The 22,827-nt window shown below is 73.4% G+C and carries 21 protein-coding genes; 11 read left to right on the top strand and 10 right to left on the bottom strand.

Annotation, left to right across the window (positions count from 1 at the left end):
- The first annotated feature begins 213 nt into the window (after positions 1-213).
- The 3 genes from BOQ63_RS35380 to meaB are packed head-to-tail and all read left to right on the top strand — an operon-like array spanning position 214 to position 5,285.
- Complete coding sequence (locus tag BOQ63_RS35380; RefSeq protein WP_072655618.1) at positions 214-2,082, top strand: methylmalonyl-CoA mutase subunit beta; 1,869 nt, start codon at positions 214-216, stop codon at positions 2,080-2,082.
- On the top strand, positions 2,079-4,280 hold the full coding sequence (gene scpA / locus BOQ63_RS35375; protein WP_030279876.1) for a methylmalonyl-CoA mutase: 2,202 nt from the start codon (positions 2,079-2,081) through the stop codon (positions 4,278-4,280). The genes BOQ63_RS35380 and scpA overlap by 4 nt, the downstream gene beginning before the upstream one ends.
- 12 nt (positions 4,281-4,292) lie before the next feature.
- The gene (gene meaB / locus BOQ63_RS35370; protein WP_033347238.1) at positions 4,293-5,285 is read left to right on the top strand and encodes a methylmalonyl Co-A mutase-associated GTPase MeaB; all 993 of its coding nucleotides are present in this window, start codon (positions 4,293-4,295) and stop codon (positions 5,283-5,285) included.
- A gap of 296 nt (positions 5,286-5,581) precedes the next feature.
- On the opposite strand, the gene BOQ63_RS35365 is transcribed toward meaB, so the two are convergent.
- The 5 genes from BOQ63_RS35365 to BOQ63_RS35345 all read right to left on the bottom strand — a co-directional run bounded on the left by BOQ63_RS35365 (position 5,582) and on the right by BOQ63_RS35345 (position 8,833).
- Entirely contained in the window at positions 5,582-5,794 is a 213-nt protein-coding gene (locus BOQ63_RS35365; protein WP_030279880.1) for a hypothetical protein, read from the bottom strand.
- A gap of 310 nt (positions 5,795-6,104) precedes the next feature.
- A complete protein-coding gene (locus BOQ63_RS35360) occupies positions 6,105-6,257 on the bottom strand; it encodes a hypothetical protein (protein ID WP_167395820.1) in 153 nt (50 codons plus the stop codon).
- A gap of 218 nt (positions 6,258-6,475) precedes the next feature.
- Entirely contained in the window at positions 6,476-7,120 is a 645-nt protein-coding gene (gene pcp / locus BOQ63_RS35355) for a pyroglutamyl-peptidase I (RefSeq protein ID WP_072655617.1), read from the bottom strand.
- Positions 7,121-7,142: 22 nt separating this feature from the next.
- Entirely contained in the window at positions 7,143-8,117 is a 975-nt protein-coding gene (locus BOQ63_RS35350) for a DUF979 domain-containing protein (protein ID WP_030279883.1), read from the bottom strand.
- Complete coding sequence (locus BOQ63_RS35345; protein WP_030279885.1) at positions 8,114-8,833, bottom strand: DUF969 domain-containing protein; 720 nt, start codon at positions 8,831-8,833, stop codon at positions 8,114-8,116. Before BOQ63_RS35345 ends, BOQ63_RS35350 begins: the two co-directional genes overlap by 4 nt.
- A gap of 157 nt (positions 8,834-8,990) precedes the next feature.
- On the opposite strand from BOQ63_RS35345, the gene BOQ63_RS35340 reads away from it, so the two are divergent.
- From BOQ63_RS35340 to BOQ63_RS35325, 4 genes are all read left to right on the top strand, one after another.
- On the top strand, positions 8,991-9,740 hold the full coding sequence (locus tag BOQ63_RS35340; RefSeq protein WP_063737997.1) for a GntR family transcriptional regulator: 750 nt from the start codon (positions 8,991-8,993) through the stop codon (positions 9,738-9,740).
- Entirely contained in the window at positions 9,737-10,510 is a 774-nt protein-coding gene (locus BOQ63_RS35335) for a LamB/YcsF family protein (protein WP_030279889.1), read from the top strand. Before BOQ63_RS35340 ends, BOQ63_RS35335 begins: the two co-directional genes overlap by 4 nt.
- 40 nt (positions 10,511-10,550) lie before the next feature.
- The gene (locus BOQ63_RS35330; RefSeq protein WP_030279890.1) at positions 10,551-11,174 is read left to right on the top strand and encodes a 5-oxoprolinase subunit B family protein; all 624 of its coding nucleotides are present in this window, start codon (positions 10,551-10,553) and stop codon (positions 11,172-11,174) included.
- A gap of 68 nt (positions 11,175-11,242) precedes the next feature.
- Entirely contained in the window at positions 11,243-12,103 is an 861-nt protein-coding gene (locus BOQ63_RS35325; protein WP_030279893.1) for a 5-oxoprolinase subunit C family protein, read from the top strand.
- An 11-nt stretch (positions 12,104-12,114) separates the two neighbouring features.
- Here the strand turns inward: BOQ63_RS35325 and BOQ63_RS35320 are convergent, their stop codons facing one another.
- Together BOQ63_RS35320 and BOQ63_RS35315 are read right to left on the bottom strand one after the other, a co-directional pair.
- On the bottom strand, positions 12,115-13,164 hold the full coding sequence (locus tag BOQ63_RS35320) for a glycosyltransferase family 2 protein (protein ID WP_030279895.1): 1,050 nt from the start codon (positions 13,162-13,164) through the stop codon (positions 12,115-12,117).
- Positions 13,165-13,433: 269 nt separating this feature from the next.
- Complete coding sequence (locus tag BOQ63_RS35315; RefSeq protein WP_030279897.1) at positions 13,434-14,036, bottom strand: superoxide dismutase; 603 nt, start codon at positions 14,034-14,036, stop codon at positions 13,434-13,436.
- A gap of 172 nt (positions 14,037-14,208) precedes the next feature.
- Between BOQ63_RS35315 and tsaD the strand changes: the two genes are divergently transcribed.
- Positions 14,209-15,288 carry a tRNA (adenosine(37)-N6)-threonylcarbamoyltransferase complex transferase subunit TsaD gene (gene tsaD / locus BOQ63_RS35310; protein WP_435821419.1) on the top strand — a complete coding sequence of 360 codons (1,080 nt, stop codon included), beginning with the start codon at positions 14,209-14,211 and terminating at the stop codon, positions 15,286-15,288.
- A gap of 75 nt (positions 15,289-15,363) precedes the next feature.
- Here tsaD and BOQ63_RS35305 read toward each other — a convergent pair whose 3' ends face one another.
- Together BOQ63_RS35305 and BOQ63_RS35300 are read right to left on the bottom strand one after the other, a co-directional pair.
- Positions 15,364-18,567 carry a type 2 lanthipeptide synthetase LanM family protein gene (locus BOQ63_RS35305; RefSeq protein WP_150476232.1) on the bottom strand — a complete coding sequence of 1,068 codons (3,204 nt, stop codon included), beginning with the start codon at positions 18,565-18,567 and terminating at the stop codon, positions 15,364-15,366.
- Between the two features lie 110 nt (positions 18,568-18,677).
- Positions 18,678-18,857 (bottom strand): hypothetical protein, encoded by a 180-nt coding sequence (locus tag BOQ63_RS35300; RefSeq protein WP_030279901.1) that lies wholly within the window; start codon positions 18,855-18,857, stop codon positions 18,678-18,680.
- Between the two features lie 336 nt (positions 18,858-19,193).
- On the opposite strand from BOQ63_RS35300, the gene BOQ63_RS35295 reads away from it, so the two are divergent.
- Positions 19,194-19,685, top strand: coding sequence for a hypothetical protein (locus BOQ63_RS35295; RefSeq protein ID WP_072655615.1), 492 nt, complete (start codon positions 19,194-19,196; stop codon positions 19,683-19,685).
- Positions 19,686-19,744: 59 nt separating this feature from the next.
- On the opposite strand, the gene BOQ63_RS35290 is transcribed toward BOQ63_RS35295, so the two are convergent.
- Complete coding sequence (locus BOQ63_RS35290) at positions 19,745-20,422, bottom strand: ABC transporter permease (protein ID WP_072655614.1); 678 nt, start codon at positions 20,420-20,422, stop codon at positions 19,745-19,747.
- 440 nt (positions 20,423-20,862) lie between these two features.
- Between BOQ63_RS35290 and BOQ63_RS35285 the strand changes: the two genes are divergently transcribed.
- Complete coding sequence (locus BOQ63_RS35285; RefSeq protein ID WP_063738002.1) at positions 20,863-22,116, top strand: sensor histidine kinase; 1,254 nt, start codon at positions 20,863-20,865, stop codon at positions 22,114-22,116.
- Complete coding sequence (locus BOQ63_RS35280; RefSeq protein ID WP_030279908.1) at positions 22,113-22,817, top strand: response regulator transcription factor; 705 nt, start codon at positions 22,113-22,115, stop codon at positions 22,815-22,817. The genes BOQ63_RS35285 and BOQ63_RS35280 overlap by 4 nt, the downstream gene beginning before the upstream one ends.
- Positions 22,818-22,827: the final 10 nt, after the last annotated feature.

Below are 22,827 nucleotides of genomic sequence, written 5' to 3'. Positions count from 1 at the left end.
CCCGCCCGCCTTCTTCGAAGTAACTTAATAGATGAGTGGCCGGGTCCCGCAATCCCCCTCCCGGCAACCCCCTTTGACCCTCGCCCGGCATCCCGCGCGTCGCCCCTCTTGACACTCCACGGCGGAGCGAGTGCAAAAGGTTCGCCAAAGCGAGAACAAGCTCACACGCGCCGCCCCTCCTGCGAGCATGCAAACGGGCGCTAACCTGCGCACATGAAGGTCCCGCCCGAAAGGCTCCCCCTCGCCGCCGAGTTCCCGGCCGCGCACCGTGAGCAGTGGCAGCAGCTCGTCGAGGGCGTGCTGCGCAAGTCCGGTGCCCAGCCCGAGGACGGCGCCGCCGCCGAGCAGGCGCTCACCACCGCGCTCCCGGACGGGCTTCGCGCCCGTCCGCTGTACACCGCCGAGAACACCTCGGCCGAGCCCGGCTACCCCGGCTTCCCGCCGTTCGTGCGCGGCGGCCGCCCCCAGGGCTCCGCCGTCTCCGGGTGGGACGTACGCCAGCGACACGCCGACCCGGACCGGCGGCGCACCAACGAGGCGGTGCTCGCCGACCTGGAGAACGGCGTCGGCTCGCTCTGGCTGGAGCTGGGCGGCACGGGCCTTCCGATCGCCGACCTGCCCGAGGCGCTCAGCGGCGTGTACCTGGACCTGGCCGCCGTCGCGCTCGACGCCGGGGCCGAATTCGCCGACGCCGCCGAGCAGTTGTTCAGGCTGTACGAGGAGCGCGAGGTCTCCCCCGGCTCCGCCGCCGGCAACCTCGGCGCCGACCCGCTCGGCCTCCAGGCCCGCACCGGCGACGCTGACCGCACCGACGCACTGCTCGCCGGGGCCACCGCGCTGGCCGCCCACTGCGCCGCCGACTACCCGAACGTCAGGGCGCTCACGGTGGACGCCCTGCCCTACCACGAGGCCGGCGCCTCGCCCGCCCAGGAACTGGGCTGCGCGCTCGCCACCGGCGTCGCCTACCTGCGCGCGTTGACCGCCGCCGGGCTGTCCGTGGACGTCGCGCTCGGCCAGCTGGAGTTCCGCCTCGCCGCGGACGCCGACCAGTTCCTGACCATCGCCAAGTTCCGCGCCGCACGCCGTCTGTGGGCCCGGGTCGCCGAGGTGTCCGGTGCCTCCGCCGAGGCCTCGGCCCAGCGCCAGCACGCCGTCACCTCCCGGGTGATGATGACCGCCCGCGACCCGTGGGTGAACATGCTCCGCACCACGGTGGCCTGCCTGGCCGCCGGGGTCGGCGGCGCCGACGCCGTCACCGTGCTGCCCTTCGACAGCGCGCTCGGCCTGCCCGACGCCTTCGCCCGCCGGATCGCCCGCAACACCCAGTCGATCCTGCTGGAGGAGTCCCACCTGGCCCGGGTGATCGACCCGGCCGGCGGCTCCTGGTACGTCGAGCAGCTGGGCGAGGAGCTGGCGCAGGCCGCCTGGGCCTGGTTCCAGGAGATCGAGCGGGCCGGCGGCCAGCAGGCCGCCCTCCGGTCCGGCCTGGTCGGCGAGCGGATCGCCGCGACCTGGGCGGAGCGGTCCGGGAAGCTCGCCAAGCGGCGCGAACCGGTCACCGGCGTCAGCGAGTTCCCCCACCTGGACGAGCAGCCGCTGGTCCGCGAGCCGGCCCCGGCGTCGCCGAGCGGCGGCCTGCCCCGGGTGCGCCGCGCCGAGGCCTACGAGGCGCTGCGGGACCGCTCGGACGCCTTCCTGGCGGAGACCGGTGCCCGTCCGAAGCTGTTCCTGGCCTCGGTCGGCACCGCCGCCGCGCACACCGCGCGCACCACCTTCGCGGCCAACCTGTTCCAGGCCGGCGGCATCGCGACCGTCTCCGCCGAGGGCCTCGACCCGGCCGCGTTCGCCTCGGCCTTCGCCGACTCCGGCGCTACCGTCGCCTGCCTGTGCTCCAGCGACGCCCTGTACGGCGAGCACGCCTCGTCCGTGGCCGAGGCCCTGAAGGCGGCCGGCGCCCAGCGGGTGCTGCTGGCCGGGCGGCTCGGCGAACTGCCCGCCGGAGTGGACGAGTTCATCTACGCGGGCGGGGACGCGATCGCCGTCCTGACCTCCCTGCTGGACCTCATTGGAGTGGCGCGATGATCCCCGACTTCACCGGAATCGGGCTGGACGGCGATGCCGCCGGGGTTTCCGAGGCCCAGTGGCAGGCCGCCTGGCGCCGGTCCACCGGCAAGGACGCCGACGAGCAGGTCTGGGAAACCCCCGAGGGCATCGGCGTCAAGCCGCTGTACACCGCGGCCGACCTGGCCGGACTCGACTTCCTGGAGACGTACCCCGGCATCGCCCCGTACCTGCGCGGGCCGTACCCCACCATGTACGTCAACCAGCCGTGGACCGTCCGCCAGTACGCGGGCTTCTCCACCGCCGAGGAGTCCAACGCCTTCTACCGTCGCAACCTGGCGGCCGGCCAGAAGGGCCTCTCGGTCGCCTTCGACCTGCCGACCCACCGCGGCTACGACAGCGACCACCCGCGCGTCACCGGCGACGTCGGCATGGCGGGCGTCGCCATCGACTCGATCTACGACATGCGCCAGCTGTTCGACGGCATCCCGCTGGACAGGATGTCGGTGTCGATGACCATGAACGGCGCGGTGCTGCCCGTCCTGGCGCTGTACATCGTCGCGGCCGAGGAGCAGGGCGTACCGCCCGAGAAGCTCGCGGGGACCATCCAGAACGACATCCTCAAGGAGTTCATGGTCCGCAACACGTACATCTACCCGCCGCAGCCGTCGATGCGGATCATCTCGGACATCTTCGCGTACACCTCGCAGAAGATGCCCCGGTACAACTCGATCTCCATCTCCGGCTACCACATCCAGGAGGCCGGGGCCACGGCCGACCTGGAGCTGGCCTACACCCTGGCCGACGGGGTGGAGTACCTGCGCGCGGGCCTGGACGTGGGGCTGGACGTGGACGCCTTCGCGCCGCGGCTGTCGTTCTTCTGGGCGATCGGCATGAACTTCTTCATGGAGGTCGCCAAGCTGCGCGCGGCCCGGCTGCTGTGGGCCAAGCTGGTCAGGCAGTTCGACCCGAAGAACACCAAGTCCCTTTCGCTGCGCACCCATTCGCAGACCTCGGGCTGGTCGCTCACCGCCCAGGACGTGTTCAACAACGTCACCCGGACCTGCGTCGAGGCGATGGCCGCCACCCAGGGCCACACCCAGTCGCTGCACACCAACGCCCTCGACGAGGCGCTGGCGCTGCCCACCGACTTCTCCGCCCGCATCGCCCGCAACACCCAGCTGCTGCTGCAGCAGGAGTCCGGCACCTGCCGGGTGATCGACCCGTGGGGCGGCTCGGCGTACGTCGAGAAGCTGACGCACGACCTCGCATCCCGGGCCTGGCAGCACATCCAGGAGGTCGAGGCGGCCGGCGGCATGGCCAAGGCGATCGACGCGGGCATCCCGAAGATGCGCGTCGAGGAGGCCGCCGCCCGCACCCAGGCGCGGATCGACTCCGGCCGCCAGCCGGTGATCGGCGTCAACAAGTACCGGGTGGAGAGCGACGAGCAGATCGACGTCCTCAAGGTCGACAACTCCGCGGTGCGCGCCCGGCAGATCGAGAAGCTCCGGCGCCTCCGCGAGGAGCGCGACGAGGCCGTGACCCAGGACGCGCTGCGCGCGCTGACGGCGGCCGCCGAGGCCGGTCCGCAGCGCGGCGGCTCGCTGGACGGCAACCTGCTGCACCTGGCCGTCAACGCGGCCCGGGCCAAGGCCACCGTCGGCGAGATCTCGGACGCCCTGGAGAAGGTGTACGGCCGCCACTCCGGCCAGATCCGTACCATCTCCGGTGTGTACCGAGACGAAGCGGGCCCGTCGGCTCCCCTCCAGCGCACCCGCGACCTGGTCGAGCGGTTCGAGCAGGCCGAGGGCCGCCGTCCGCGCATCCTGGTCGCCAAGATGGGCCAGGACGGCCACGACCGCGGCCAGAAGGTCATCGCCACCGCCTTCGCGGACCTCGGCTTCACGGTCGACGTCGGCCCGCTGTTCCAGACCCCGGCCGAGGTCGCCCGCCAGGCTGTCGAGGCGGACGTGCACATCGTGGGTGTCTCGTCGCTGGCCGCCGGTCACCTCACCCTGGTGCCCGCACTGCGCGCCGAGCTGGCGGAGGCGGGGCGCGAGGACATCACCATCGTGGTCGGCGGCGTCATCCCCCCGCAGGACTTCGACGCGCTGTACGAGGCGGGCGCGGCGGCGGTGTTCGGCCCGGGCACGGTCATCCCGGACGCGGCGTACGACCTGCTGACGGCGCTGGCGGCCGATCTCGGCCACGAGCTGTGATTGCCTGATCGTATGGCTCCGCGGACGATCGATCTCGACAGCTACGTGACGGGTGTCCTCGACGGCTCGCGCGCCTGGATCGCGCGCGCCGTCACCCTCGTTGAGTCCACCCGGCCCGACCATCGTGTGCTCGCGCAGCAGCTGCTCCAGCGGCTGCTGCCGCACGCGGGCGGGGCGGTCCGGGTGGGCATCACGGGGGTGCCCGGGGTCGGCAAGTCCACCTTCATCGACTCCTTCGGGACGATGCTGACGGGGCTCGGCCACCGGGTCGCGGTGCTCGCCGTCGACCCGACGTCGAGCCGGACGGGCGGGTCGATCCTGGGCGACAAGACCCGGATGGAGCGGCTGGCGGTGGATCCTGCCGCCTTCGTCCGGCCGTCGCCGACCTCGGGGACGCTGGGCGGGGTCGCCAAGGCCACTCGCGAGTCGATGGTGGTGATGGAGGCGGCCGGGTACGACGTCGTCCTGATCGAGACGGTGGGCGTCGGGCAGTCGGAGACGGCGGTGGCCGGGATGGTGGACACCTTCCTGCTGCTCAGCCTCGCCCGCACGGGCGACCAGTTGCAGGGCATCAAGAAGGGCGTGCTGGAGCTCGCGGACGTCATCGCCGTCAACAAGGCCGACGGGCCGCACGAGCGGGACGCGAGGGCGGCGGCCCGTGAACTCGCGGGCGCGCTGCGGTTGTTGCAGGCGCCGGACGCGGCCTGGACGCCGCCGGTACTGACCTGCAGCGGGCTCGACGGGGCCGGGCTCGACGTGCTGTGGGAGCGACTGCAGCAGCACCGCAAGGTGCTCGACGCGACGGGTGCGCTGGCGGCCAAGCGGCGGGAGCAGCAGGTCGAGTGGACGTGGTCGATGGTCCACGACCAGCTGTACGCGCGACTGCACGAGCACCCGGAGGTGCGGCGGCTGGCCCCGTCGCTGGAGGCCGAGGTCCGCGCCGGCACGCTGCCGGCGGGGCTGGCCGCGCAACAGATCCTGGACAGCTTCTTCGGTACGCCCTGAGGGGAGTCACCAGCCGTCGCCACCATCGTCGAGGACGTCGCCGTCGAGGCCGACCTGGATGAAGTCTGGGACGCCGTACGGGATGTGGGCGCCGTGCACCGGCGCCTCATCGACGTCGCTGGCAGCCCCGGGTCAGATCGGTGTCCCTCCTGTCGCGTTCCGCAGCCGGTCGGGGGAGATCGGTGGCCAGAAAGACATCAGCGAGCCCGACAGGTCGGCACAGTCCCTGCGACTCTCCCTGCCACGCTCGCGCGGGAGCGCCCCGCGGCGCGTGGCTGCGGGGCGCCTTGTGGGGTTCAGTCGATCTTCTCCCCGTTGTGCGTACCGCCCTTGCAGAGGTTGGCCATCAGATCGGCCGTTCCACCGCCCTGCGTGCACTGAGAAGGGGTGACGTAGGACGGGGCACCCTTTGCGGTGGTGGCGGCGGTGGCGGTGGCGGCGCCCGTGAGGCCGAGTCCGGCGAGGGCTGCCGTGGCGATGACGGCGGCGAGGATTCGTCGAATGCGCATTTGGTTCCCCTTTCACGGATTTCCTCGGTTGGGGCCACTAATCAGCTTGATCTTCATCCCTGTGGACGGCACGACATGTTGCGCCATTCGGGTGACGGCGCCGTCGGATGCGGGGCCAGTGACGCGACCCGTCGGACAGGACCTTGCGTATAGGACATTTTGTCAAGCGGTGCAGGTGGTCGACCCCGAGCAAAAGGTTTGTTCACCCAGCGGCGGCTACAGGAGCCAGGCGAGCCCGCGACCAGCCCACGTACCCCGATCGAAAGCGCGAAACGGAAATCGCCTTACTGACCGCCCACTCAATGGGCGTTTAGAGCGTCAACCCGCGTGACCGTTTGATCCGCTTCTCGGCGGTGGATTCCGTTTGGTTTAGCAATGCGGCGAAATACTCCTGCCAATGCAGAGCTTCCAGGGTGAAGCTGCCGGTGCCGAAGGCCAGGCTCGGATTCCTGAGCGCGGCCACCTCGTTGTCGCCCCTGCCGTAGTCTTCTCGACCGCTTCCAGCCGGACGGCCACCGCCCGCCGGTCGTTCCCTCGGGTCTGCACTGGGTCTCCCCCGATCGGTCGCGCACCTCGCGCGAACTGGTATCGACGGTAGGAGCGGTGCCGTTCGGGCACATTGGCATGCCTTGGCGTACCCGAGGTAGAGGTTTCTCCGCCTCGGACAGCCCGGCTCCGGTCTCAGTGGGTCGCGCCCTCCGGGACGCGGAGGTCGGCGGTGTGGGTCGCGGCGGCGGTGAGGAGGGCGCGAAGGGCGTGGGCGGCGGCGTCGGCCGGGAGGGAGGGCTTGGAGCCGTCGAGGGCCTGTTCGGGGAGGGCGGGAATGTGGACGAAACCGCCTCGGACGGTGGGTAGTTCGGTGGCCAGCAGGTGCATCAGGGCGTAGAAGACGTGGTTGCAGACGAAGGTCCCGGCGGTGTGGGAGAGGGAGGCGGGGACGCCGGCCTGCCGGACGGCGGCGACGCAGGCCTTGACGGGCAGGGTGGAGAAGTAGGCCGCCGGGCCGCCGGGGGCGACGGGCTGGTCGACCGGTTGGCGGCCCGCGTTGTCGGGGATGCGGGCGTCGTCGACGTTGATGGCGACGCGCTCGACGGTGACGTCCGGGCGGCCGGCGGCCTGGCCGAGGCAGACCACCAGGTCGGGAGTGAACTCCCGTACAGCGGCGCGTAGTTCCTCGGCGGCCTGGCCGAAGACGCAGCTCAGGCGGATGGGGGTGACCAGGAGCCCGTCAGGCGGGGTGTCGGCGACGAGGCGGGCGACCTCCCAGGACGGGTTGACGTCGGCGCCGTCGAAGGGTTCGAAGCCGGTGATCAGGACCCTGGCCACGGGACCGCCTTTCCAGGAATGGTCAGAACGCGAAGAGCGACATGATGACGATGTTGCAGACCAACAGCGCGCCGGCAGTTGGCACTTGGGCCTTGATCGGCCCGTACTGGTCCTTGAGTTCGAGCAGTGCCGCCGGGACGAGGTTGAAGTTGGCCGCCATCGGCGTGACCAGCGTGCCGCAGAAGCCGGCCAGCATGCCCACCGCGAGGACCACGGCCGGGTTGCCGTGCAGTTGGGTGATCAGGATCGGCCAGCCGATCGCGGCGGTCATCACCGGGAAGGCGGCGAAGGCGTTGCCCATGATGATGGTGAAGAGCGCCATGCCCAGGCAGTAGACCGCCACCGCCGCGTACGTGCTTCCGTCCGGCAGGAAGTGGGTGGTGATCTTGCCGACCTGGGTGCCGACGCCGGCGCTCTGGAAGATCGAGCCCAGGACGGCGAGCAGTTGGGGCAGCAGCAGTGCCCAGCCCATCGCCTCCAGCAGCCCGCGGCCGGACCGCAGGGCGACCGCCGGGTTGCGCTCGCGGGTGAGCAGCAGTCCGATGCCGAGGGCGACGATCGTGCCGATGCCCAGCCCGAGGAGCGTCTCGCTGCCGGTCTGCAGCAGCAGCGGACCGCCGGTGCCCAGGTGCACGCCCTTGAGCAGGGTCCCGCAGGCCAGTGCGACCAGCGGGAGCGCCAGCGCGGGGATGAACAGCCGGCTGCCCAGGCGCCCGGCGGAGGCGACCCGCCGTTCGGGGGCGGCGGCCGTGGAGGCGCCCCGGCCGGTGAAGCCGAAGCCGGCCAGACAGATCATCAGCAGCACGGCGACGCCCAGCGGTGCGGCGGGGGCGCTCTTGTCGGCGACCCAGGTGCCGTAGACGAAGCTCGCGCCGAGCAGGCCCCAGAAGGCGGCGCTGCCGTAACGCCTGGGGTTGCCGCGGTCCACCGCCATCTGTGCGGCCATCGCGACGAACATGGCTCCGACCAGCCAGTACAGCCACTCGACCTTGATCACTTGCTCGGCTCCTCGATGCGGACGGCAGCGGTGGCCCGGCCGGCGGGGGCGGACAGGTCCCGGGCGAGGGTGTGGTCCAGGCGCAGCAGGCGCGCGCCGTGGATGAGGGTGGCGCAGACCGCGGTCGGGATGGCCCACAGCGCGAGCTGCACCGGCTCCAGGTCGGCGTGGTAGGTCGCGTTGACGAAGCCGGTGATCAGGAGGATCGAGCCGACGGCGAGGAAGCAGTCCTCACCGAAGAACAGGCCGACGTTGTCGGCGCTCGCGGCGAAGGAGCGCAGACGTTCGCGGGCCCTGTCGGTCAGCGTGCCGTGGCGGCGCTCGGCGGCGGCCTCGGCCATCGGTACGACCATGGGCCGCACCGCCTGGGCCGGGCCGCCCAGGCCGGTGAGGCCGAAGGCGGCGCTGAGCTGGCGGAACACCAGGTACACGGCGAGGACGCGTCCGGCGCTGGCCCTGGCGAGCCTGTTCATCAGGGTGCGGGCCTGTTCCTGCAGGCCGTGGCGCTCCAGCAGGCCGATCACCGGCAGGGCGACGGCGAAGACCGTCACCGAGCGGCTGGAGGCGAAGCCGGTGCCGAAGGCCTCCAGGACCTTCAGCGGGCTCATCCCGCCGAGCAGTCCGGTGAGGACGCCGGCAGCGCCGACGACGAGGAGCGGATTCCGCCGGGTGGCGAACCCGGCCACCACGACGAGGATGCCGAGCAGAACGATCACGTTCCTGACCGCCTTTCGAAGGGCCTCCGCTCCGAGTACGGCCGTCTGGGGCACCACGGGCGGAGGAGGTCGCGACCGGGTGGGCCGCGACCCTGCGGGGGTTGCCGAGAGGCTAGGGGATTGTGGAACAATCCGACAAGAGTTCAGGAGGTGGAACGTGACCGGGGTTTTCGACGCGCTCGCGGCCGACCGTGGCCGGCTCGAACGCGCCAGCGCCGCCCAACGCGTGGCCGAGGTGCTGCGCGACCACATCACCGAGGGCCGGCTCGCCCCCGGCACCCGACTGTCGGAGGAGGCACTCGGCGAGGCGCTCACCGTCTCGCGCAACACGCTCCGCGAGGCGTTCCGGCTGCTGGCCGACGAGCGGTTGGTCGTGCACGAGCTGAACCGCGGCGTGTTCGTCCGGATCCTCGAACCGGCCGACGTCGCCGACATCTACACCCTGCGCCTCGCCCTGGAGACGGCCGGGGTGCGCGCCCTGCACAGCGCCGCACCCGAGCGCCTGGCCGCCCTGCGGGCCGCGCTGGACCGTGCGGAGGCCGCCGAGGCGATCGGCGACTGGGTCACCGTCGGCACCGCCGACCTGCACTTCCACCAGGCCGTCGCGGGGATCGCCGGCAGCCGTCGGATCGACGAGTGCATGGCCCGGCTGATGGCCGAGCTGCGCCTGGCCTTCGCCGCCGTCCCGTCCGCCCGCGCGCTCCACGCGCCGTTCCTGCGCCGCAACCAGACCCTCACCGGGCTGCTGGAGTCGGGCGAGATCGACGACGCCGAGGTGGAGCTGACCAGCTATCTGAACGACGCGCGCGCGGTGATCGTCCGGGCGATGACGGAGAACGCGACAACGGAGAGCGCGATGGGGGAGGGCGCCACAGCGCAGCGCCCGATGACGGACGGCGCGAGATGACGCCGTCCGCTGCGATGACGATCGACCTCAACGCCGACCTCGGCGAGGGCTTCGGCCGCTGGACGCTCACCGACGACGACGCCCTGCTGTCGGTGGTCACCAGCGCCAACATCGCCTGCGGCTTCCACGCCGGGGACCCGAGCACCATGCGGCGGGTCTGCGAGCTGGCCGCCGAGCGCGGCGTGCGGATCGGCGCGCAGGTCTCCTACCGGGACCTCGCCGGGTTCGGGCGGCGCGCGATGGACGTCCCGCCCGACGAGCTCGCGGACGAAGTCGCCTACCAGATCGGCGCGTTGCAGGCATTCGCGCGGGGCGCCGGAGCGCGGGTGGCGTACGTCAAGCCGCACGGCGCGCTGTACAACCGGACAGTGCACGACGAGGAGCAGGCGGAGGCGGTGGTCCGCGGCGTCGGGCTGGCCGCACCGGGCCTTCCCGTCCTCGGACTGCCCGGTTCGCGGCTGCACGAGGCCGCCGGGCGGGCCGAACTGCCGGTGGTCGCCGAGGCGTTCGCCGATCGCGCCTACACCCCGCACGGCACGCTCGTCCCCCGCCGCGAGCCCGACGCCGTCGTCCACGACCCCGAGGCCGTCGTCCGCCGCTCGGTCACCATCGCCCGGGACGGCGAGGTCACCGCGCGCACCGGCGACCGGATCCGGCTGCGCGCCCGCTCGCTGTGCGTGCACGGTGACACCTCCGGGGCCCCGGACCTGGCGCGCCGGGTCCGAACGGCCCTGCGGGCGGCCGGAGTCCGGGTCGAGGCGTTCGCGTGAGCAGCACCGGGAACAGCGGGAGACGGACGGGGTGGACGGGATGAACATCCGGGTCCTGCGGGTCGGCCTCGACGCGCTGCTGGTCGAGCTCGACGGCGCCGACGAGGCGATGGCCTTCCACGCCGAGCTCCAGCGCCGGCGTGCGGCGTGCCGACTCCCCTCCGTCGCCGAGGTCGTGCCCGCCGAACGGACCGTCCTGCTCGACGGCGTGGCCGACCCCTCGGCCCTGGCCGCCGAACTGGCCGGCTGGCGCGTACCGCCGCTGCGGGCGACCAGCGAGGAGACCGTGACCGTCCCGGTGCGCTACGACGGCGCCGACGTCGCGGAGGTCGCCGCGCTGTGGGGTGTCGCCGAGGAGGACGTCGGGCGCATCCACTCGGCGACCGAGTTTCGGGTCGCCTTCAGCGGCTTCGCCCCCGGCTTCGGCTACCTGACCGGCCTGCCCGAGCGCTACCGGGTGCCCCGGCGGGCCGTCCCGCGTCCCGCCGTCCCGGCCGGCGCGATCGCCCTCGCCGGCCCGTACACCGGCGCCTACCCGCGCTCCTCCCCGGGCGGCTGGCAGCTGATCGGGCACACCGACGCCGTGCTGTGGGACCCGTCCCGCGAACCCGCGGCCCTGTTCAGCCCGGGGACCCGGGTCCGGTTCGTGATCGAGGAAGCCTGAGCCAGGAAGCCCGAGCCAGGAAGCCCGAGCCAGGAAGACCTGCTCGAAGGGAGCGTGATCGAGAGCGCATGACCGTCACCGTGATCAACGCAGGCCTGCTGACGACCGTCCAGGACCTCGGCCGGCCCGGGCACGCGCACCTGGGCGTGCCGCGCTCAGGGGCGCTCGACCAGCCCGCCCACCGGCTGGCCAACCGCCTGGTCGGCAACCCCGCCACGGCGGCCACCCTGGAGACCACCGTGCTCGGTTGCGCGGTGCGGGTGGACCGCGCGGTGACGGTCGCCGTGGCCGGCGCACCGTGCTCCGTGCGGGTCGACGGGCGGCCCGCCGCCTGGGCCGCCCCGGTGCGGCTGCCCGCCGGAGCGCTGCTGGAGGTGGGGCCGGCGACCAGGGGCGTGCGCAGCTACGTCGCCTTCGCGGGCGGGATCGCCGCCGCGCCCGTCCTCGGCAGCCGCTCGACGGACCTGCTCTCGGGGCTGGGCCCCGCTCCCCTGACCCCCGGGGAGGCGCTGCCGCTCGGCGAGCCGGTCGGCCCGGCCGCCGGGGCGGACGTGGTGCCGGCGCCCGCGCCGCCCGACCCGCTGCTCCTGCCCGTACTGTTCGGGCCGCGGGACGACTGGTTCACCGCTCGTTCGCTCGCCGTCCTGACCGGCCCCGGGTACCGCGTCTCGCCCACCAGCAACCGGATCGGCCTGCGCCTGGACGGCCCGCCGCTGGAGCGCGCCCGCGAGGGCGAACTCCCCAGCGAGGGCATGGTCCTGGGCGCGGTGCAGGTGCCGCCCGACGGCCGTCCAGTGGTCTTCCTCGCCGACCACCCCACCACGGGCGGCTACCCGGTCATCGGCGTCATCCCCTCCAGCGCCCTCCCGGCCGTCGCCCAGGCGGCACCCGGCACGCCGGTCCGTTTCACCCCGAGGGGACGGCGGTAACGCCCCTCGGCTCAGCGACGGATCGCCCCGGCGCGGCGCGCCGCGGCCTGGCGGGTGCGGCGGACGGCTCGGTGGAGGCGCTGGACGGCGATGAAGCGGTTCATCGCGTCGGTGAGGGTGAGGCGGTACTTGAGCCGGAGCTGGGCGTTGAGCTCGGCCACCCGCTCGGGGCCGATGGCGTTCAGGAGCCGGCTGACGTGCCGCTGGTAGACCTCCCAGTAGTTGCGGTCGCCGTCCGGGATGGACCAGAAGAACATCGGGATCTCCTCGACCAGGCAGTTGCGGTCGTAGGCGCTCAGGTACCCGGCGAACTGCGGCTCGGGACGGGCGAGGAGCCACTCGCGGACGAGTTCCATCGAGCGGACCCGGTCGATCAGGCCGCGCGGATCGGTCTTCTTCTGGGTGATCGAGAGGGCGCCGTCCTCGCGGACCCGCCAGTGGTAGATCGGCTCGGCGAGGACGTCGACCCGCTCGGCGAGGAAGTGGTGGGGGACGCTGACCGGGGCGTCCTCGTACAGGATGCCCTCGGGGTACTGGATGCCCGCGGCGTCGAAGAAGGAGCGCCGGTAGACCTTGTTCCAGGCGGTGCGGTCGGTCACCAGGGCGGGCAGTTCGCTGACGTGGGTGCGCAGCCGGGTCTCGCGGAACGGGCGGCGGTGGGCGTGCGAGGGGCTGAGGCCGGTGGTGCGCAGGCGCATCGCGTTGCCGGCGGCGAAGTCGGAGCCGGTCTCGTCGAGCGTGCTGATCATCAGCTGGTAGGCGTGCGGCGGCAGGGTGTCGTCGCTGTCGACGAAGGCCAGGTACTCGGTGCCGGGGGTGAGGTGGCGCCAGCCGGTGTTGCGGGCGGCGCCGAGGCCCTTGTTCTCCTGCTGGACGAGCCGGAAGCGCCCGTCCCGGGCCGCGTACGCCTTGGCGACGACGGGGCCGTCGTCGGTCGAGCCGTCGTCGACCATGACGCACTCGAAGTCCTCGAAGGTCTGTGCCGCGATCGAGTCCAGGCACTCGCCGAGGTAGCGCTCGACGTTGTAGATCGGGACCACGACGGACAGGCGCGGAGCCATCGAACGACCTTTCGCTCAGGAGCGGGCGGGCCGGTCGGCCGGTCGGCCGCCGACCGCCGGTGACCGGCGGTGGTCCGAGCGTAGCGACCGGGCGGCGATCCCGGGCGAACAGCGGGTGGCGGCGAGTCTTCGGTTCGGTGTGACTGCCGTGCCCGGAGTCAACGGCCCTGCCCGGTGTCAACGGCTGTGACGGGCAGCCGCGGTGGGAACCGCAGGGGGAGTGCCCCGGACCGCCCGACCGGCCCGGGGCACTCCCGCTCGATCGGTGCTCAGGCGCCCTTGACGGCGGCGAAGCGGGCCGAGACGTCCTGCCAGTTGACGACGTCCCACAGACGGGTGACGTAGTCGGGGCGGACGTTGCGGTACTGCAGGTAGTACGCGTGCTCCCAGGCGTCGAAGGCCAGCAGCGGGGTGGTGTTCTGGCCCACGTTGCCGTGGTGGTCGTAGACCTGCTCGACGATCAGGCGCTGCCCGAGCGGCTCCCAGGAGAGGATGCCCCAACCGGAGCCCTGGACACCGGTGGTGGCGGTCGAGAGCTGCTTCTTGAAGGCCTCGAAGCTGCCGAAGTGCTCGGTGATGGCGTCGGCCAGCTCGCCCTCGGGGCGGTCGCCGCCCTCCGGGGAGAGGTTCTGCCAGAACAGCGAGTGCAGCACGTGGCCGGACAGGTGGAACGCGAAGGTCTTCTGCAGCCCGACCAGGCCGCCGAACTGCTCCTTGTCGCGCGCCTCGGCGAGCTGCTCCAGGGTGTCGTTCGCGCCCTTCACGTACGCGGCGTGGTGCTTGGAGTGGTGCAGCTCCAGGATCTCGGCGGACATGGCCCGCTCGAGCGCGGAGTAGTCGTACGGCAGGTCGGGAAGCTGGTAGGTGCCCATCAGGACACTGCTCCTTTCGGCGGGTTGAGCGATGACGATCGTGCCGGGACAACACTATTGCGTATGGGTTGCAGGAACGAGCTATGGGCTCCTGCTTATTCCTCACATGCCGTCGGGCACAATGATCAGCCGAACGCGTAATGGCCGATAAGGGTGAGTGACCGTGACAGGAGTGACGGGGACGCCGGGATCCTCCGGGGCGCCGGTGGTGGTGCTGGGCATCGAGTCCTCGTGCGACGAGACCGGCGCGGGGCTGGTCCGGGGCGGTGTGCTGCTCGGGCAGGCGGTGGCGTCCTCGATGGACGAGCACGCCCGCTACGGCGGGGTGGTGCCGGAGATCGCCGCCCGGGCGCACGTGCACGCGGTGGCCCCGGTGGTCCGGGTGGCCCTGGACCGGGCCGGACTGGCCCTGGCGGACGTCGGGGCCGTCGCGGTGACGACCGGTCCGGGGCTGGCCGGGGCCCTGCAGGTGGGGGTCGCCGCCGCCAAGGCCTACGCCTTCTCGCTCGGCGTCCCGCTGTACGGGGTGCACCACCTCGCCGGGCACGTCGCCGCCGCGACCCTCGACGGCGGGCCGCTGCCCGACCCCTGCGTCGTGCTGATCGTCTCCGGTGGGCACACCTCGCTCCTGCTGGTCCGCGACCTCGCCCGGGACCCGATCCTCCACCTCGGCGACACCCTGGACGACGCGGCCGGTGAGTGCTTCGACAAGGTCGCCCGGATCCTGGGCCTCCCCTACCCGGGCGGGCCGGCCATCGACCGCGCCGCCCGCACCGGCGACCCGACGGCGGTACGTCTGCCGCGCCCGCTCACCGGACCGCGCGACGACCCGTACGCCTTCTCCTTCTCCGGCCTCAAGACCGCCGCCGCCCGCTGGGTCGAGGCCCAGCCCGAGCCGCACGTCCCGGACGCGGCGGCCGCACTGCAGGAGGCGGTCGCGGACGTGCTGACCCGCAAGGCGGTACGGGCCTGCACCGACCACGGGATCGGCACCCTGGTGGTGGTCGGCGGCGTCGCGGCCAACTCCCGGCTGCGGGCGCTCGCCGAACAGCGCTGCGCCGCGGCCGGGATCACCCTACGGGTGCCGCCACTGCGGCTGTGCACCGACAACGGCGCGATGGTCGCGGCGATCGGCGACCTGCTGGTCCGCTCGGGGGCCGAGCCGGCGCCCGCCCGGCTGTCGGTGGACCCGTCCGCGCCGCTGGAGTTCGCGGCGCTCAGTCCCGTACCCGTGCCGGCGCCGTTGTCGTAGCCACTGCCGTCCAGGTGAGGGCGGACGCAGTGGTGGGGGCATCAGGGCCGGCGCTCGCGCGAACGGGTCGCGGGGTCACGGCTGCTTCGGGAATTCGAGGGTGAGGACGGCGGGGGTGGTCTCCGGGGCGGCGAGGCGGAGAAGGCCGTGGCCGATGCCGGCCAGGCCGACCATCAGGGAGGGGCTGTGGACCCCGTGTGGCAGGCCGCAGGCCCAGCCCCGGTCGGCCAGGGCGTCCAGGGCGGCGTGCGCCTGTTGACGGGCAGCGGTCCGCCAGGGGCTGCCGGCCTGGTGGAGGGCTTCCAGGTTGCCGAGGTCGCCGTGGCAGAGTGAGGAGTTGTGGCCGAAGCCCTCCCGCAGGACGGTGCCGAGGGCGGTGTCGCGTTCGGCGAGGAGAGCGTTCCGCGCTTCGGGGAGGAGTTCGGCGAGGGTGGTGCGGGCCAGGGCGATGCCCGAGGCGCCGTGGCACCACAGCGCGGGGAAGGAGGGGGCGCCGCCGTCCTCGCGGACGTCGCGCCAGTTGGCCTCGGTGGCGTCGAAGAGCGTTCGCTCGTACTCGACGGCGGCGAGGGCGAGTCGGGGAAGCCGGGGGTCGCCGAGGCGGTGTCCGGCGCGGGCCAGGGCCCAGGCGATGCCGGAAGCGCCGTGGGCGAAGCCGGCCAGGGGACGGGTCGCGGCCGCGGCGAGGGAGGCGGGCAGCCAGCCGGCGCCGCCTTCGGGGTGCGGGGCGGCGGCCTGGAGGAGCCGTTCGGCGCAGGCCGCCAGCGCGTCGGTGACGGCGGGCCCGGGGCGGACGGCCTCCCAGGCGAGCAGGCCGCCGATGGTGCCGGCGCTTCCGGCGAGCAGGTCGTACTGGGTGTCCTCGGCGGCGGCCGCGGTGACGCGGTCGAGCACGAGGGCGCCGAGGGAGTCGAGTTCGGCGTCCGGGTGGTGGGCGGTGAACTGGGCGAGCGCGTAGAGCACCCCGCCGGTGCCGGACAGTCCGCCGCCGAGCCGGTCGACCCGCCGTCGGATCTGATGACGTAGCGTCAGCTCGGCTGCACGGGCGGCTCGGTGGTGCGAACGGTCGCCGGTGGCCAGGGCGAGCTGGTGGAGGAAGAGCGTGATGCCCGCGGTGCCGCTGTACAGGTCGGGACCGAGTTCGGCGGGGGCCCAGCGGCCGGGCGGCGCCCAGTTGGGGCCGGCCCAGGCGAGGTCGGCGTTGCCGCGGTAGGCCTCGCGGAGCAGTTGTTCACCGACTTCGACGGCCTTGGCGAGGGCGCGGCCGGCCGGGTCCTCGCCCGGCGTGACGGGTGCACTCGAGGCGCGAACAACAGCCCGGTCCGGCTCGCGCGCCCCGTCCGCCGTCGTCACCGAGAGCCGCAGCAGCTGGAGTTGGCGGGCGAGGTCCTCCTCTCCGAGGGAGTCCGCCTTGGCGAGCGCGAGTTCGAGGGCGGGCCGGTCGGTGACGCCCGGGATCAGTGCGCCGGTGGACGAGCGGGCGTCGACGCCGTCGGGGCGGATGGTGAAGACGGGCACGTCGCCGCGCCACAGGTCGGCGCGTTCGTGTTCGACGAAGGCGAGCGTCTGCTCCTCCCAGCCGACCAGCGCCCAGAGCCGGTCGAGGTGGCGGTCCTGGTCGAGGGCGTCGCGGAGCAGGTCGGGATGGCAGGCGGTGTTGAGCAGGGTGCGGTACTCGAAGGTGTCGCGGCGCAGCAGTCGCGTCTCGTCGGCCGCGAACGCGTGGAGCAGCGTGCGGAGTTGCGGTTTGTCGGCGGCGAGCAGCCGGTAGGCCTCGGTGAAGCCGGCCTCCAGCTCCGCCAAGTGGTCGGCCGGTCGCAGCGGCTGCCCGGCCGGGACGGGCCGGCTGCCGGGCGCCTCGACGGGCATCCGCCGGTACTCCAGCCGGAGTTCGTCCGTGCCCTGGTTGACCAGGACGGGCACGGGGCGGGGCGGGAGGTTGGCCGGGTCCCAGCCGAGGGCGGAGATGTCGGCGCCGCCGTTGCCCTCGTCCCACATGCGTTCCGGGAGGAGGCCGGAGCGCAGCACCGAGTGGCGGGCCTGGTGGCGGGCGAGCCGTTCGGATTCGGACAGGTCCTTGGCGGGCTCGTGGAGATCGGGGTGGAGGAGGGCCTCCAGGTCGATCAGGACGGGCTGGTCCCGGACGGCGAGCAGGTTCTGGGCGTGACAGTCGACCGCGTCGAGGACGTACATCAGCGCGGCGAGGGCGCCGGCCCGGCGGTAGAAGGCACTCAACTCCCGCTCGTCCGCGGCCGGTTCGGCGGTGACGTGGGCGACCCAGCCGTAACCGTCGCCGGCCAGGTGGGCGAGGTCGCGCAGGGGCAGCCGCAGCTGGGGGTTGAGCCAGTGCAGGAGCTGTTGGAAGTGGGTCTCGGCGCCGAGCGGCCGGGGCTTGTAGACGAGTCGGACGCCGTGCTCGAAGCGCAGCGAGCTGACCGTGGCGCCGCCGCGGTGCGGGTCGCCGAGGCCGGTGGCGAGTTCGGTGAGCCGGCCGAGCGGGCGGTCCTCGGCGAAGGTGCGGGCGAGGGCGGGCAGGTCGGCGGCGAGGCGGCGGAACAGGGTGAGGGTGGTGCTCGTCCACTGTTCGGCGAGGGTGGTGAGGCGCAGGGCCAGGACCGGGTACTCGGCGAGGAGGCGGAGCGCCTGCTCGGGTCGGGCGAGCCGGTCGAGGAAGTCGCGGTAGCGCCGCTCGGGGGTGCCGGCGGTCAACTCGCCGCTGAGCCGGGCAACATGGAGTTCGGTGATGACGGTCCGGGTGGCCATCCCGTGGGCGGTGGCGGTGAGCGCGGGCAGGGCGAGCGCGGCCAGTTCCTCGGGGGTGCCGAGGGACGGTGCGTCCAGCGCGGCGAGTCCGGCGCACAGGCGGTCGCGGGCGGCGGCGAGCAGCGGGGCGACGAGCCGGGCGAAGTCGTGCTCCTCTGGGACGTCCAGGGTGGCCGGGCCGTCGAACGCGGCGGCGAGCCGCTCGGCCCACGCCGGGGTGCCCAGGCGGGCGGCGAGCGCGTCGGGGTGCTCGGCGAGGAGGGCGTGCACGGCGTCCGGGTCGAGGGCGTCGGACGCGAGGCGGCGGGCGAACCAGTCGGCGCGGTCGAACGGCGCCTGGGCCCGCCAGCGCTCCAGTTTCCGGTCGGCGCGCTCGGCACGGGCGGCCCGGTCGGTGCGCTCGGCGCGCTCCTCGTCGCCGGCACCCTCCCGGTCGAGCCCTTCCGGCACCCGGCCGCGGGCGTTCAGCGGGACGGCTCGGGCGGCAGCCCGCAGGAGTTCGGACGCGTCGGCCACGGGGCGGTGCCGCCTCTCTTGTTGCACGGTTGCACTGCTTGCTCGGCGACGTGCGGCACGGGCTCCGGACCGGTCGTACGGCCGGTCCGGAGCGCGTGCCGCACCCGGGCTCAGTAGCTGCAGACGCGACCGCAGCTGGACCAGCCGTCACAGGTGCTGTTCAGCACTGCGGCGGTGACGTAGAGCTCGTCCGCGAGCTCCCCGGCCGGGTGGACCTGGTGGCCCTGGCCGAGGGTGAGCCGGAAGTCCTCGTCCTTGAGTGCGCGAACCTGCTCAGCCGTGGGCTGCATGCTGCCTCCTCCAAGCGTTCGGGTCTGGCACGGGTGTGCCGGTTCCGGATCTTGGCAGCGCCTCCCCGCGGCACACCATAGGCATGCGCACCACCGGTCCTTGTTTCGGCCAGGGTCGAAGTAGTGGCCGCCCGACCGCCCCGTCCGCCGTTCGCCCAGGCAGAGCCTCGTCCCGACCCTCCTCCGACCGCCGTCCGATCGTTCGGACGGTGCTCCCACGTGGCCGGAATGCGGGCGCGGGGCCGAGTTCCTGGTTTGAACCGGTCGCTCCTGTGGCAGGGCCCCGCACCGAGGGTCACGATGGAGGCCGAACGCCCCCAGCCCGATCGGAGTGCGATGAGCGAGCAGCGCAACCTCGTCCTGCTGACCTTCCTCGACACCACCGCCTGGCGATCCGCGTTCGACGAGGCCCAGCACCTGCCGGGCCTGCACGCGGTGGCAGCTCTGGAGCGCAGCTCCGACGGTGTGCTGGAGGTGCGGGACACCTTCACCCGGGGCGCCGGCGTGGCCACCGTCGGCTCCGGAGTGCTGGGCGGCCTGGTGGGCCTGCTCGGCGGGCCGATCGGGATGCTGCTGGGCTTCGCCGCGGGCGCCGCGCTGGGCAACGCGGCGGAGGAGCGGTACGCGACGGAGGCCGGCGCCGCGATGATCGTGCTCTCGCCCCGGGTGCCGGACGGCGGGGCGCTGCTCGCCCTGGACGTCCGGGAGTCCTCACCCGGCCCGGCGGACGAGCTGGCCGCGAAGCACGGGGCGGCGGTCGAGCGGATCGACGAGCACACCTTCACCGAGCAGGTCCGGGCGGCCGAGAAGAAGGCCGAGGAACGCTGAGGCGCACTGCGCAGGCCCACCCGAGCCCGTCCGTCCTGCCCGCGGAACCGGCTACGGGCTCACTCCGCCCGTAGCGCGTCCACCGTCCGCGCCCGCGTCGCCCGTACGGCCGGGAGCAGGGCGCCGAGCAGGGCGATCAGCACCCCGCCGAGGCCGAGCAGGATGAGCGTCGGCGTGCCGAAGACGTCCAGCGCGGAGGACGGGAAGTTCAGCCCGGCGCTGTGGGCCATCGCGGGCACCGTCAGGCCGTGAAGCAGCAGTCCGACCGGCAGGCCGATCGTGCCGCCGACCGCCCCGACCAGCAGCACCGAGGCCAGCACCACGCCCGCCGTCTGCGCCGGGGTCATGCCGACCGCCTTGGTGACGCCCATGTCCCGGGTGCGTTCGCGGATCTCCAGGACGACGGTGTTGAACACCCCGAGCCCGGCGACCACGACCAGCAGCACGGTCAGGGTGGCGGTGAGCGAGTTCAGGGCCGTGATCGAGTCGCTGGAGCCGTGTTCCGCCCCGGCCGCGGCGGCCAGGTGCAGCGGGGCGAGCGCGCCGCCGAGGGCGGTGGCGTAGGCGGCGTGGTCGGTGCCGGGCTTCAATTTGACGAACCAGGTGTCGGGCTCCGGGGCCGTGCCGGACGGGAAGGTCGCGGCGTCGGTCAGCAGCTCGTTGGTCTGCACGTGGGGGTCGAAGACCTCTCCGACGATCCGGACGGTGACCGGCCGGCCGTGGGTCGTGAAGGTCACCTGGTCGCCGAGCCCGACCGAGGCCTCGGTCAGGAAGGTGCTGGGCGCGACGGCCTCGCCCGGGCCTCGGTACCAGCGGCCGAAAACCGAGCACGGCCACCGACTCCCCCGCCCGCACGCTCAGCGTCACCCCGTCCAGTGCCGCCCGCGCGCCCTCGTAGTGCCGGCTCACACCGCTCAGCCCGATCACCGGTTCCCTGCTCACGTCCCCGCCGCCCTTGTCCGCGCCGCTCATGTCCCCGCTCCTCGTGGTCTTCCTGCCTGGTGACGACGAAGGTACGGACGGGCGGCGCACCCCCGCGTCCGCCGACGGCGGCAGGTTCCGTACCGCGTCCGGTGGACCCGGCGCGGCGTCATCCTTGCGATGTAGTCACCCGGTGTACCGGTTGCCGCCGACCGCGGGGCTGTCCCGGGCGCGGGCCGACCGCCACAATGTCCCGGTGATCAACCACCCGACGGTGCAGCGGCTGCGCACGGCAGCGACCCGGCTGGGGAGCGGCCCGGGTGCGGCTCCCCCGCCCCGGACGACCCGGCGCGGCCAGGCCTTCGACCTGGCCCTGGCCCTGTTCCTCTCGTACACCTGCGGACGCTACGCCATCGTCGCGCACCGCACCCACGACGCCCACGGCACCACCTGGAACGAGCTGTTGCTACTGGTGCCGCTCGTCCCGCTGCCGCTGGTGCTGCGTCGGCGCCACCCGCTCGCCGCGCTGTGGACGGTGCTGCCGGCCGCGCTGCTGGTGCGGTCGCAGCACCCGGATATCGCGTTCTGGGAGGGCGTGGTGGTGATCGTCGCCGCCTACAGCGCGGCGGCGTACGGGCGCCATCCGAACGCCCTCCTGCTGAGCCTGTCGGCCGCCACCGGCGCGCTGGCGGTGCTCTTCGACGACGCCCTGCTGCCGCACTTCCCGAACTCGGTGGTCGCCCTGCTCGTCCTGGTGCCGGTGTTCGCGGTCGCCTACGAACTGCGGATGTGGCGCCGCCGGGTGGAGGAGGGGCGGGAGCGGCTGTCCGCTCTGGAACGCGACCGGCTGGCCGCGCTGCAGCGCGCGGTGGAACACGAACGGGCCCGCATCGCCCGGGAGTTGCACGACGTGGTGACCCACAACGTGAGCATGATGACGATCCAGGCCGGGGCCGCCCGCAAGATCCTGGACACCGCCCCGGACCGGGCCCGGGAGGCGATGGCCGCGGTGGAGTCCGGCGGCCGGGCGGCGATGACCGAACTGCGGCACGTGATGGGCCTGTTGACCATGGACTCGGACACCGGGGACGATCCCGCGGCGAGCGCCGACCTGAGCCCGCAGCCCGGCCTCGGAAGGCTGGACGCCCTGGTCGACGGCGTCCGCCGGGCCGGACTGCCGGTGGAGCTGACCGTGCGCGGGGAGCGCCGGGCGGTCCCGCCCGGGGTCGAACTCGCTGCCTACCGGGTCGTCCAGGAGGCGCTCACCAACACCGTCAAGCACGCGGGCGGTGCCGACGCCGAGGTGACCGTCGACTACGCCCCGGACGGGCTGCGGGTGGAGGTCACCGACACCGGCGGCCGCCCCACCGGCGCGGCCGCCACCGGCAACGGGCGCGGCCTGCTCGGGCTGCGCGAACGCCTCGCCGTCTACGGCGGCACCCTGCACACCGGCCCCCGGCCGCGCGGCGGCTACCGCGTCACGGCCTCGATACCGTTGGAGAGTCGATGAACGAGCAGCCCCTGCGCGTGGTGGTCGCCGACGACCAGGCACTGGTCCGGATCGGGTTCCGGCTGATCCTGGAGTCCGAGGGCATCGAGGTGGTCGCCGAGGCCGAGGACGGCGAGCAGGCCGTCGCCGCCGTCCGCCGGAGCAGACCGGACGTGGTGCTGATGGACATCCGGATGCCCGGCCTGGACGGGCTGGAGGCCACCCGGCGGATCCTCGCCGGTGGGCCGGAGAACGCGCCCCGGATCATCATGCTGACCACCTTCGACCTGGACCACTACGTCTACGCCGCGATGGCCGCCGGGGCCAGCGGCTTCCTGCTCAAGGACGTCACTCCGGAGCACCTGGCCGCCGCCGTCCGGCTGGTCCGCACCGGCGACGCGCTGCTCGCTCCCGCGATCACCCGCCGCCTGGTCGAGCGCTTCGCCCGCCCGGCCGCCCCGCACGCGGCCGCCCCGCACCGGGAACTGGCCACCCTCACCCCGCGCGAGCTGGAGGTGATGTCGCTGCTCGCCCGCGGCCTCAGCAACGCCGAACTGGCCGCCCGGCTGCAGCTGTCCGAGGCGACGGTGAAGACCCATGTGGCGCGGATCCTGGGCAAGTTGGGGCTGCGGGACCGGGCCCAGGTGGTGGTCGCGGCGTACGAGACGGGCCTGGTCAGCGCGGGGACGCCCGGAACGCCCGGAAGCCCAGGAACGCCGTAGGACTCAACGA

This window comes from Streptomyces viridifaciens, assembly GCF_001888885.2.
GTDB classification, from domain to species: domain Bacteria; phylum Actinomycetota; class Actinomycetes; order Streptomycetales; family Streptomycetaceae; genus Kitasatospora; species Kitasatospora aureofaciens.
The sequence above is the reverse complement of the archived record's forward strand: the minus strand, read 5'-3'. Positions and strand labels throughout refer to the sequence as shown.